Source organism: Pseudoalteromonas sp. H71 (assembly GCF_001468485.1).
GTDB lineage: Bacteria > Pseudomonadota > Gammaproteobacteria > Enterobacterales > Alteromonadaceae > Pseudoalteromonas.
Genome location: NZ_LODI01000046.1, coordinates 76,455 through 88,701, shown reverse-complemented (window position 1 = coordinate 88,701; position 12,247 = coordinate 76,455). Strand labels below are relative to the sequence as shown.

The following is a 12,247-nucleotide window of genomic DNA, read 5'->3' as shown; positions in this document are numbered from 1 at the left end:
CAAAAAACCATAAGCAACTGATTATAAATAAAATTTAAACTTGGCGTATACTTTGCCTTACTATCATTAATAATTAAGCAAAAACGATTAAGGTACATATAAAAATGAATAAATCTCTACTAGCAGCTGCACTTATTACTCCATTTTTAACGGGTTGTGTTATTGCCGTTTCTGATGGCGAAGCAGAAACGCACTGGGCAGGTAATGACTCAACGAGCTGGCAAACAAAACATAAAAATAATCGCGAAGCTATCTCAGAGCTAAAAATGGATAGTAGTTATCAGTCGGTATTAACAACGCTTAAAACCCCTAACTTTACCGAGTTATTAAAAAAAGGGGATGATGTTTATCAAGTCTTATTCTATGCGACTCATAGTATTCATTCAGATGGGAAAATGACTAAAGATGAGTGTACGCCACTGATATTTAAAAACGATAAACTAATCGGTATTGGTGATAGCGCATTAAATATGGTTAGCCACTAAAACACAAAAAGCGCTAGTACGTTACTGGCGCTTTTTTAATATTAGTGAGCGACCACTCTATTACGGCCTGCCTCTTTTGCTTCATACAACCCTAAATCAGCCTCTTCTAATAATGAATGCTCTGAGGTTGAGCGGCCACCTTCCATGGTTGCAACACCAATACTGATAGTTATGCACTGTGCATTTAAAGATGTTTTGTGCTCTATATTTAGTTCGTTTACTGCGTTTTTGAGTTTATTTGCAAACGCAATTGCGTCCTTTTTCGATACATCAGGTAAAATAGCAGCAAACTCTTCTCCACCGTAGCGGGCAATAAAGTCACTACCACGTTTACATTGTGATAAAAGAGATTGAGCAACCTTTTTTAAACATTCATCACCGGCTCTGTGGCCGTATGTATCGTTGTATCGCTTAAAATAATCTATATCTATTAAAAGTACAGATAGCCCCGAGCCACCTCGTTTGCTTCTTCGCCATTCTCGAGACAAATTTTCATCAAGGTAGCGTCGATTGGGTATTTCAGTTAATCCATCAATGGACGCTAACATTTCAAGTAAATCATTTTTTTGTTTTATCAATAATTGATTTCGTACTCGTACTCTTACTATAGAAGCACTGAATGGCTTAGTAATATAGTCCATCGCGCCGAGCTCTAACCCTTTTGATTCATCAGCATGCTCTTGGTTAGCAGAAATAAAAATAACTGGAATAGCCTGGGTAATAGGGTTTTCTTTTAACTTAACAATAAGTTCAAAGCCGTTCATAACGGGCATTACAATATCAAGTAAAATCAAATCTACATGTGTCGTTCTTACAAAAGCAAGCGCCTCCTCTGCACTTTTAGCTAACAACACCTCATGCTCTTCACCTAACGTTTTCTCAAGCACTAGCCTGTTAAGAGGATCGTCGTCAACTACAAGCACTTTGGCTTTATTTGACATCAACTGCCTCCAGACCTCTAATAAATACAATAACTTGTTTCAACTGCATAATAAGCTCTTTTAATATTTCATCTTCAGGATCATTCGTTGCTTTGAGGTTTTGCTCGCATTGCAGTGCACAAGACGATAACCGTTTAAAGCCCAAATTACCTGATACTCCTTTGATACTATGCACTAAACGTACCAAGTCACCTTTAGCGGTACATTCGTCAATTTGTTGTAATTGAGCTTCGCAAAGGTTGGCAAATTTATCCACCATATTGTTCAGTAAGGCCTCATCAGCACTAAACTGAGCTAAGGCAAACGCTCTATCAAAAAACATTGTTTTAGCTGGAAGTTGTGTATCAGCAATCGCATCAAGCAGTACCTTTGCTACAACAGGCTTAGTTAAATGTTTATTCATACCGCATTTTAGCGAACGCGCTACATCAGCAGGTTCACAATGTGCTGTTAGTGCAAATATAGGTAACTGCTTATCGTCAAACTGTTGACGAATCAATGCCGTAGCTTGGCAACCATCTATATGCGGCATTTGTACATCCATTAATATAAGATCAGGTTTCAAAATCTGCAGTAGCTCCATACCGTCAGAGGCATTAGTTGAAGTTACAACATTTACATTAGCCTTTTTTAGAACACTACTTATAATTTCTAGGTTTAGTTGATTATCGTCAATTGCCAAGACCAATAAACCCGATACTTCTTTGTTTGGTTTAGCCGCATCTATATTTACATCACTGGCTATGTGCTTTAATGCAGCACTACTGCTCAAATCAAATAATCGCTGCCCTAGTCCAGATGCTTTAACATGCTGCGCTAATAAGCCTTCACTCATAGATGAACTAAAGGTCAGCTGATGATTAATAATAATCACCGATACTGCTTGTGAAGTAAGTGAGTCATGTATTGCTTTGACATTTAATAGCTCAGGTAAATCCGCCTCATCAACAATGAGCTGTGTACACCCCGAGAGTTTAATTGGGTAATTCAACGCTTCATCCAAGTCAATACTGGTTAATTCTGAATAGGCGTCTACCGCGCGTTTTAAAGCTCGGCTTCGCTGGGATATAATAGCCAAAGCATCAACAGGCAATAGCTGATTTTTTGTATCATCTACCTGTAAACTAATACTGAAGTAAAACTCACAACCAAGGCCTTTTTCACTGTTTAGGGCTATTTCTCCCCCCATAAGAGAAACCGCATGCTTAACAATAGCGAGCCCAAGCCCTACCCCTTGGTGAATTCTGGTTGATGATTCATCGCCTTGTGTAAATGCATCAAATAAACGCAGTTGATCGTCTTTACCTATTCCGCTACCTGTATCTATTACGCTAAAGCAAATTTCTTGCTCTTGGTTGTTGCCATCGATTAGCTCCATTTTTAAAGTTATTGAGCCTTTATGAGTAAATTTAACAGCATTCGTTAATAAATTACCCAATACTTGTTGCAACCTGATGCTGTCACACACTAAATTAGGGGAAATTAAAGGGTCAACGTCAATAATAAACTCTACACCTTTTTGCTCACACAAAGGTCCGGTTAAGCTATCGCATATATCAACTAATTCAACCACACTAAATGGGCTGAGTTTTAACTCAGCTTGCGCACTTTCTACTCTGGCAAAATCAAGCATACGGTTAAGCATAAGCAATAAGCTTTCTGCTGCTTGCTTGGCTTGATCTGTTTGCTGTAATTGTCTGTTTGTCAGCCCCTGCTCTATTAGCATATCGAGCAAACCTAAAACAGCATTCAATGGGGTACGAATCTCATGACTTAAATTCGCTATAAAGCGACTTTTGGCAAGGGTTGCACGCTCAGCATTATGCTTCGCTTTAGTTAGTGCACTCACGTCTTGTAAGTGGATAACGTAATATGAAGGTTCACGCTTTTCATCCCACACAAGCGATACGCTAAGTTGTAACCAACTCGTCAGCTTTCCTCGTGCTAGTGTTAAATGGTAGACCTCTTTCTTATCATCAAGCAATTGCGCTAACGTTGTTTTAATTTCCAGCCACTGACTGTCGTCAAACAGCGACTTAAGCTGTTCTCCTACCAATACATTGTGTTCAATAAACAGTTTTCGTGCTGCTTTGTTAACTTGCAAAATTGTTTGATCTAGTGATAACAGCACAACACTATTAGCTGCAAACTCAATAGCGCTTCTAAATTTAGACTCAGAAGCTTTAAGCGCGTGTAACGTTTGCTGCTGCTCAGTTATGTCTCTACCAATTCCCATTGTGCCAAGTAAGTGCTGATGTTCATTATAAAAAGGCGCAATCGTTAATTGATAGGACTTATCCTCATTATCAACACGCTGCTGAACATTACTTCTATTTTGTAACACTTGCTTTTCTAAAACACTTATTTGTTCATGCTCTGTGGTTATATCTTGTATACGCCTTCCCACTAACGCACTTTGACCGCGCCCAATATAGGCTTCAAACGCCTTGTTACATCCTAAAAATGATCCATCAATATTTTTAAAATATATAAAATCAGGAACACTATTTAACATTGTATTAAGTAATGCTAAGTGCCGCTCTTTAGCTTGATAACTTCGCGTTAGTTTTTCTGATTGAAGTTTAAGCTTTTCGTCTAACTCTCGGTTTACTTCCTGCAACGACTCCACCAGCTGTTGATTTTTAGCAAATACGTGCTTAATTTTAGTAAACCAGGGTTGCCAATTAATGGGGATTTGATAATTAGATTGCACTGTAGCGTCGGTATCGCTTTGCTCTAGGTAGTGCATTAAATGCGTCATAGGTTTCAAAAATATACGCTGGCTTAACCAAAAAAACACACTAAACATTAAACTTAAAAACAGTGTTAAAAATACAAATTCAAGTAAAACTTCATACCTAATTGTATTTACTAAGTTTGATTTAGGCTCATAAAATGCAGCATGAATAGGCAAGTTAGCTTTGGGCTGCATAAAGAAATTGGTACTGCTGGTTAATACTGTTAACTTTTCACCTGTGGTTGACACTTCAGGCCAATGTTCGTTTAATGTTAATCCCTGAGCTACAGGGCTTTGTGTACTGGCAATAACCTCATCAAAACGATTAATAAATATATATTCACCTTGGCTTGGTGTTATTTTTTTTAACCACGCAGACATAACTACCACATCATAAATAACAATAATGTAGTCATTTGAGCCTAATTCTCGCTGGCGTCCAATTGAATAATAAGCCTTACCATCTATGTTAACTATAGGGCTAGAAGAGAGTAGATTGTTTTTAAAATCGGGCTTAAAACGCCCTTCAAGAATCTCTGTTAGTAACAGGCTTTTGCTTTTATTTCGTCTTGATACAAATGCAGCACCACTTTCATCAACATAGGCAACCGCAGTAAGTGATTGCATAAGTGCTAACGTAGTATTAAATGATGACCCTAGTTTCACAAGCTGTTGCCACTTTAAAAGCGAGTCTGGTGAAAGGTCAAAGTCTCCTTTTCCTACAATTTCTGTTCCTTGGACGGTAAAGTGCCGATAATAATACCCATCGTATTGATTAATGCCTTCAAGTAGCTTGCTGCTTGGTTTGCTAAAAGTGGGCTGCGCGTATAAATCCAGCATGCTAGCCATTAAATCGTTAATTGACTGCATACCATGGTTTATCTGAGCCGATACATTTAAAAAATCGGCTTCACGTTTTTCAACGGTGCGCTCAAGCTTAATATTATAAATATGTAAACACAGTAAAAATGCAACGATTAAAGGCACCAACAGGGCAATAATTAAAGAGCGGTAGTAATGTTTGAGAGGTAAAAAATTCACGTGAATCTGCTATTTGGCCCGAAAATCAATCATTAGACTATCGAGCCAAATAGTTAAGCGCAAGTTATAAATTCTCTTCCGCAAATGAAGCTAATCGACTTCGTACAACACCATTGAGGTTTATAGTTGCGCTGCCTTCAAAGTTTTTAAAACGCTCCACAATATAGGTTAAACCTGATGTGACTGGGGTTAAGTAATTACTGTCTATTTGTGCCAAATTACCAGTACAAATGAGCTTAGTTCCTTCACCGCACCGAGTAATAATTGTTTTAAGTTGAGACGCTGTTAAATTTTGGCTTTCATCTAAAATAACAACCGCATTTTGAATACTGCGGCCACGCATAAAATTAACCGACTTAAACTGTACATTAGCCTTTTCCATAATGTAATTTCGGCTAGATATTGGGTTCTCGTCGCCTTTATGCAGTACCTCAAGCGTGTCGGTAATAGCGGCAAGCCACGGCGCCATTTTTTCCTCTTCCGTGCCAGGTAAAAAACCAATAGATTCTGCAATTTCAGGCGTGTTTCGAGTTACAATAACTTTATCGTAAATACCTTTTTCAATAACCAATTCAAGCGCACAAGCAAGCGCTAGTAATGTTTTTAGGTATTATAAATTATAAATAGACACACCGACCGACCGATTAAATGCTATGATTTACATTAACCATTCTGAAAGTCGATGAATTTTTTAAGGTATACCTAAGTCAGCCCATGAAAAACTATAACAATAAAAGCATCCTCAACATCGACAATGCAATTTTCCAAAGCTTAGCCCCAAAAGGTAGCTTTTTACAACATTGTTTAATCTGCTCAAAATGGGATGATGAAAACGAAAAAAGCTCTTCTCTTGCGCATTACAATTTACGATTAGCGATATCAAAGTTACTGCAACTGATAAAAGCTGACGAAGAAGAGCACCAAGCATTAATCCATTTATTAGTGCGTAAACCAGAAACTATAACCATCACAGATCTAATCCAAGGTTACAAGTCAGTTGAGCTAGCATTAATAAACAGCTTTCCTTTGAGCAGAGCCAAAAGTTACAGCACCGCAGTCAGAAACTTTTTCAATTCATTCAGTGCTCCCATAGAAAGTGGCTTCAATGCATCAGAATTAGCTTATGAAACACTATTATCAACAACTGTAGACTTTAAGAAAAACCCTAACATCGACCTTTTTACCGTCTATGTAAGAAATCAAACAAAATTTGCCGTTATTGATCCCGATACCTTCCCAAATCTATTTGTTAACGATTCGGTTTTACACAATCTTCTGGTCAATTTAGAAAACGCATCAAAAGAAGCCCCCTTTGAATACTCAGTCATTGCGGGCTTAAAAAAATTAATACGTGAAATTGATCAGTGGCCTGAATATTCTGAAATAAAAATATTACTTAACAGTCCCTTAAACTTATTAACCCCAAATAAAATTAACGATGCACTAATCGATTTTGAGAAATGCTTACATAAGGCATTGCCAAATAGAAAGTTGAATCAGCTAAGTACACTGTTTAGACAGAAACTATTTGATCATGGACTAACCGCTCCTGAGCTAAATAAAGCGAAAGACCTCTTCAAAACCAATTTCAACAGCTCAGGTCAGTTAAAATTTAAACCACGATTCATAATACAATGTAAGAACGTTGAGCATATTGTAGATTCGTTTCAACTACCATTGGTTCTGCCGTTAGAGAGTGTGGGCGAGAATTGTTTTAATCAGTTCGAAAAAATATCAGAAACCAGCGTTGCCGATACGGACAGCGTAACTGACCTAATAGAAATCTTGATGCTGCTTCAGCAAGGGGGATATAGTGACGCGAGACTATTATTAGCTAAAAAACCCGAAGACTTGATTACTTATAATGTTTCCAAGGGTTTAATAGATCTAGAGCTATTAATCACCAAACACTTCCCAGACAAGAAACAAGAAAAGCTACGCCTTATTCGTGACTTTCTGAACTTATGTGATATCCCAACTCAAAGTGGAAAATTATTAAACGATTTTGAGATTGATTCGACTATCAATGTAAAAGAAAAAGTTAAAACTATGGCTTTTCAAGGGTATTCCAAAGTTAACGGTAAAAAGAGTGATGTTACCGTCGAGTTTAACCTGACCAAATTAACCCCCTTATTAAAATTAAATAGCGTGCTAGTCACGGCGTTGAACAACCTACAAACGTACACAAAAACCACGCCGATGCCTGCCATATCTTTATCTGACATAGAGCGAACTTTAGGCTATGTCGTAGATACATCATTAGAGTCAGCGCAAGTAAGGCATATCCTTATCAGCCCTTTATCTGACCTAGAGCAGCGGGATTTCAGGTTGGGCTTTGCTCAACTTGAAGACATCATCGATGAGCAAGATATACAATTAAAAGCACCTAGAAGCCAAAGTCTACGAACATTTTTAAGTAATCACGCGGGTAAAATCAACGGCCAGATTGATATAAAAAACTGTGGTTTCAAATCTCGGTTTAGCGCTTCTGATGAAATGAATGCTCAAAAACTAATTGAGCCTGTAGATGAGAATGGCGATGTCTTACCCAGCCCTATTTTAAACCAACAACAATCGCTGTCAGAACTAAGAAAAAGTGTACAAGCGTACTTTGAAAAGCCAATTAACCAGATACTAAATGCGTGTAAGAAAGAAGTTGAATGTTATAAACAGCTTGTATCTACTTTTAACACTTATACGGAAAAAGACGAAAATGGGGTTCACATCAAAGATACCCCAGAAGAAGTTACTGTTCTAGTTAAAGATAATCAGGTTGACGAAGGTCGGTTGATTTTAAAGTCACAAGCAAGTTCCATCAGAAAGGAATTTACAAATGAAGTTGTGATAGGGGCTTACCTTCGACATCAACTATCCATTGGCATATCAGGCTCAATTTACTGCTCTCAAAAATCTGAGTTAATCCCGACTTATGTGAAACACTGGTTTCCTAACTCAAGTACAGGTATGAGAGATTTCTTTTGGTCAGGCATATTTTTGCCTAAAAATGTTCTTCTTGTGTGCTTTATAAGATTAGTTATCAGAACCACTTGGAATAAAGATGTAATAGCTACATTGACTCGTGCAAATTTGCCAGAGCAAATGCCAGAAGGATCTTTTGTACTTGCTGGCTTCAAAGAAAAAGTAGGTAAAGAGACTACGCCCGTTACGATTGAGCCTCATGAAAGAGAAATTCGTGAGGTGATCAGCTTTCTTATCCAACATCATGACAACATGATACGAATGGACTTTCAACCAGATAGTATTTGGGATACTCCGGGTTCGACAAAACTAAATTTCCTATCGGCAGCTATTATAGACAGGCTGCGTGATCACTACACCCTTCCATATTTCCGGATGGAGTTATTAGCCAAACATCAAATGAACCTTAGAAAAGGTATCGACGGTAGCTTGGTTAATTCACAACGAGAACGGAATCATGCAAGCAGTAGAGTCACTTCTGCTTATCTAACGCACCCTATCGCCGTGATTGAATATGAAGCCAACAATGCTGACTTTCAGCGAAAATTTGAGACAACCGTCCAGTTTAGACATAAAGAAACATCAATAGAGAAATACGGCTTAGATCGCAACAACATTGACGAAGATTTAATCGTAGCACCAGCAGACCATAAAGAAGAATTGCCAGATTGGTTCATTTTAGCAGACGGCTCATCATGCACAGACATCTTCGCTGCTGTTGATAAATCTAAGCAAGATAGCATTTGTAAAGGTCGAAAATGCCATTCAGGAGAAGGATGTGAGTTCAATCGCGTAGAACTAGGTGTTGATGAATTTGTACGAACTCTGCGACATCAGGCTTATTACATAGCACGTGGTGAGGTGCTGCTGGCAAAGCATGGTAGAGAGTATTTTGATGAGTATATAGCGCCTGACATGCGATTTACGTTTGGTTTAGTGAAGTATGTAGAGTTATCCAATCCTCTAATGTTCAAAGACGCTAAAGGGAGATTAGAAAATGAACAGTAATCTTAAGTACCAGTTCTTAGAAGACATAAAGCCGGAAGAGATACTGGAAGAGCATGACGACCTGCTTTTAGAAAATGCAAAACTGTTGCAAGTTACAGATGAAAAGCTCTCTATTGAAGGTACTGTTTTACATTATCATGCAAAGATCACTGGCGCGAAAGCCAATGAAACGGTAGTGCAAAAAGGCTCTGTAGATCTACGTGATATATGGGTTCCCGGTGCTGCGGGGTGGCAGCACCCAGTGCCTATCTTGGTTTACCCTGACTATGCCAAGGCGCTTGTTGAAATCGTCGATATCTATGCAAACAGAGCTAAACATACGCCGACATTTGTAAAAACAGGGATAATGTCGCAAGTTAACGTTGCAGCGCAATTCATTGAATATATGTGCTTACATGGTCATCTCGTACTAAATGGTGTAAATCAAAAGCAAATCGATAAGATGAAAGTAACGCTCAAAGAAGGTGGTATTCCAGCAACGCTAGCCTTGCATGAACGAGTTAATTCATTTGTCGATTTGTTAATCGAGAATGACGAACTAGAGCCATTTTTAATCAAAGACGGTAATACCGAAAACTCTAAAGTAACTAGTATAAGAGTACCTAAGATTGCCCAATGTATCGGTGCGGTTAGTCTAGAAAATCAAGTTCCAACCAGCGTTTACAAAAAAGTAACAGAACACCTAAAATCAAAGGGAGTTAAATTCGGTGCTCGTTTAGCATCTAAAGGCGCATCTGCACCTTCTCAACCAGCCGTTAAATCTTTGAATAACTGGTTTGGTACTTGGAATAGGTTTGCAAAACTAGATAATGAAGATCGGATGCAGTTTATTCCTTTTCCTAACCCCAACCAGCTTTCTAAAAAACTAGGTAAAGTTGCTGGTCGCACAAAAAATTTGGATTTAGAACATGTTGTTGATCTATTAGGCGGTTCACACCTTTGGGTATACGAATATTCATCCAAAATAATTTCATTAGTAAATGAAATTACCAACTTAAAAAATCAATACCTTGATGAAGGGCTTCGCCATCGAACACTGACTGAAGGTAGATTTCCAGAGTTTTTAGTTAGTTCGAAAAAAGTTAAAGAGCTTGAAAAACTGCTAGGTATTGAAATTCACAAATCGAGTTTAACCGCTTCAGATAAAGATTCTGAGGCGTTCTCTGTAACCGAAGTAATCACGTTATTGATGACCGCATGCTATGTCATATTGCAAACTTACAACGCAAGAAGACAAGCCGAAGTCCAGCACCCTCTTATTGGCATTACGGAAGAGTTCTTTCGCTGTAAAGATAAAAAATTCAATTGGTATCAAGCGTGCTTTTATAACGAGAAAAATGGTGAGCGACGCTGGTACACAACTAACAACGGTAGCACTAAAGCAATTCAATGCTTAATTAAATTGAAAAAAGCATGGGGCGCTGTTGATGTTGACGGTTTGTTTAATGTGCCAAGTTTTCGAATTGATGATCAAGGAAACTTTAAACACTATAAATATCATTTTAATAAGGGAAAAGATTCAAAGATCACTGGCAATGCATTTTTAAAAATGGTGCTAGATGATGCTGAAGTGGACATGTCAAGCCACCCATTCAGACGTATCTACGCTGTTATTTACCATTATCAGTATAAAAACGCAGACTTACTAGCATTATGTCACCAGCTAGGACATGTTGATCCCGAAGAAACAACTGTTTATGTAACGGAGCCTGCCGCTAGAGAAACGCATGAGCAACTTCATCATAAAACCAAGCTGACTCGAAATGAGAAAGCTGAATCAACCATTGCGATAAAAGAAGAAAATAAGTCTCTAGATAAAATCATTGCTGAAGTAGGTGTTGAAACAACGGCAAAAGACATTCTGGCTTTACTTATGGGCACCGAAGAAATGGCAGGTAAATATACTTCTTATTTGAAAAAGGTTTACCGCGTTTTGCAAAAGAGTGTGAGGTTCAACAACTATACCAAAGACAAGTACGGTAAAGGCTTTAGCGAATTACCTGACGAAGAAAAAAGTAATGAAATAGCTCAAGTACTTGATGCTAGAGGTCATAAACACAAGCCTAAACCCCACGCAACTTGCCATAAAAAAGAGAATGAAGCTAAAAAGCATAAGTCTCCTTGTGAGCCATCTGTTTGTAAGGGCTGTGTATACCAAGAAGTAAAACGAACTCAACTAAACATAATGAAAGAAGACTTAATCGCGCTAAAGGCTGTCCTAACTGATTTTTCAATGCTTCCTATTGAACGTATGCGAGCAAAGGAGCAAAGCGATAACTTATCTATTTTGATAGAAAGCCATGAACGCGCAATGGAAAGAAGTAAGAGTATTTTCAAAGGGGGGCAACCTAATGGCTAAGACAAATCAAAACCAAGATCCTCAACAAAAAGAAGCCTTTGAGCGTATTGAACGAAAAGTAGAAATACTTGAAAAGTGGGCAAACGAAGGCATCCCTTTTGTATTGGTTCAAGGTAATAAACAAGTTGATGACAAAGGAAAATATGTCCTTGAATTCTTTCCTACCAGCCCTACAGGACTTAGAAATTGGAACGGTAAACAAAATAGTAAGGAAGTTGTTAAGCAATATGATATTCCGCCATATACAACGTCTGCAAAGTCTTTAGATGCTATACCCACGAGCTTAAAATTAAAAATTTATGGCGATAAAAATAAACTTAACCTTTGGGAAAGGCTGAAGTTTAAGGCCAAGCTGCAAGCCAACACTAAAGAAAAGAACGCCCTACAAGAGCTAGAGGAAGAGCTGAAAATATCTAAAGCTAATCACCAAGGGCTGGCATACGAGTTAATTGAACTTCGAGTGACTAACAAACACTTGGAAGAAGAAAACTGCACGCTAGAGAACCAGATTGAAAGTGTACGTTTGTCTATAAAATCCCAGCTTGATCTGAAGAAAAAACAACTTAAGCAGTCTGATCTAAAGAGCAAGCAGCTTAGCATCGAAAATACAAAGCTAAAAAAGCTTTTAGACGAACATGGTATCGACTACGAAAATGCTGACGAAAGCACCTCTATTATTGATTTTCCGGGGAAGTAA

The 12,247-nt window shown here is 38.1% G+C and carries 6 protein-coding genes and 1 pseudogene; 4 read left to right on the top strand and 3 right to left on the bottom strand.

Annotation, left to right across the window (positions count from 1 at the left end; all coding sequences use genetic code 11):
• Positions 1-104 precede the first annotated feature (104 nt).
• On the top strand, positions 105-485 hold the full coding sequence (locus ATS71_RS16635) for a DUF3192 domain-containing protein (RefSeq protein ID WP_058405812.1): 381 nt from the start codon (positions 105-107) through the stop codon (positions 483-485).
• Positions 486-526: 41 nt separating this feature from the next.
• Here ATS71_RS16635 and ATS71_RS16630 read toward each other — a convergent pair whose 3' ends face one another.
• The 3 genes and pseudogenes from ATS71_RS16630 to ATS71_RS16620 all read right to left on the bottom strand — a co-directional run.
• A complete protein-coding gene (locus tag ATS71_RS16630) occupies positions 527-1,426 on the bottom strand; it encodes a diguanylate cyclase (RefSeq protein WP_058405811.1) in 900 nt (299 codons plus the stop codon).
• The gene (locus tag ATS71_RS16625) at positions 1,416-5,204 is read right to left on the bottom strand and encodes a hybrid sensor histidine kinase/response regulator (protein ID WP_058405810.1); all 3,789 of its coding nucleotides are present in this window, start codon (positions 5,202-5,204) and stop codon (positions 1,416-1,418) included. The genes ATS71_RS16630 and ATS71_RS16625 overlap by 11 nt, the downstream gene beginning before the upstream one ends.
• 64 nt (positions 5,205-5,268) lie before the next feature.
• Positions 5,269-5,808, bottom strand: a pseudogene (locus ATS71_RS16620) (PhoH family protein); the annotation flags it as partial.
• A gap of 110 nt (positions 5,809-5,918) precedes the next feature.
• Between ATS71_RS16620 and ATS71_RS16615 the strand changes: the two are divergent.
• The 3 genes from ATS71_RS16615 to ATS71_RS16605 are packed head-to-tail and all read left to right on the top strand — an operon-like array spanning position 5,919 to position 12,247.
• The gene (locus tag ATS71_RS16615) at positions 5,919-9,191 is read left to right on the top strand and encodes a hypothetical protein (RefSeq protein ID WP_058405809.1); all 3,273 of its coding nucleotides are present in this window, start codon (positions 5,919-5,921) and stop codon (positions 9,189-9,191) included.
• Complete coding sequence (locus ATS71_RS16610) at positions 9,181-11,550, top strand: hypothetical protein (protein ID WP_058405808.1); 2,370 nt, start codon at positions 9,181-9,183, stop codon at positions 11,548-11,550. The genes ATS71_RS16615 and ATS71_RS16610 overlap by 11 nt, the downstream gene beginning before the upstream one ends.
• Complete coding sequence (locus ATS71_RS16605; protein ID WP_058405807.1) at positions 11,543-12,247, top strand: hypothetical protein; 705 nt, start codon at positions 11,543-11,545, stop codon at positions 12,245-12,247. Before ATS71_RS16610 ends, ATS71_RS16605 begins: the two co-directional genes overlap by 8 nt.

Excerpts from the sequence above, each read along its gene's own strand:
- ATS71_RS16630 (WP_058405811.1), bottom strand. The coding sequence starts at position 1,426 with ATGTCAAATAAAGCCAAAGTGCTTGTAGTTGACGACGATCCTCTTAAC.
- ATS71_RS16605 (WP_058405807.1), top strand. The coding sequence starts at position 11,543 with ATGGCTAAGACAAATCAAAACCAAGATCCTCAACAAAAAGAAGCCTTT.
- ATS71_RS16610 (WP_058405808.1), top strand. The coding sequence starts at position 9,181 with ATGAACAGTAATCTTAAGTACCAGTTCTTAGAAGACATAAAGCCGGAA.
- ATS71_RS16635 (WP_058405812.1), top strand. The coding sequence starts at position 105 with ATGAATAAATCTCTACTAGCAGCTGCACTTATTACTCCATTTTTAACG.
- ATS71_RS16615 (WP_058405809.1), top strand. The coding sequence starts at position 5,919 with ATGAAAAACTATAACAATAAAAGCATCCTCAACATCGACAATGCAATT.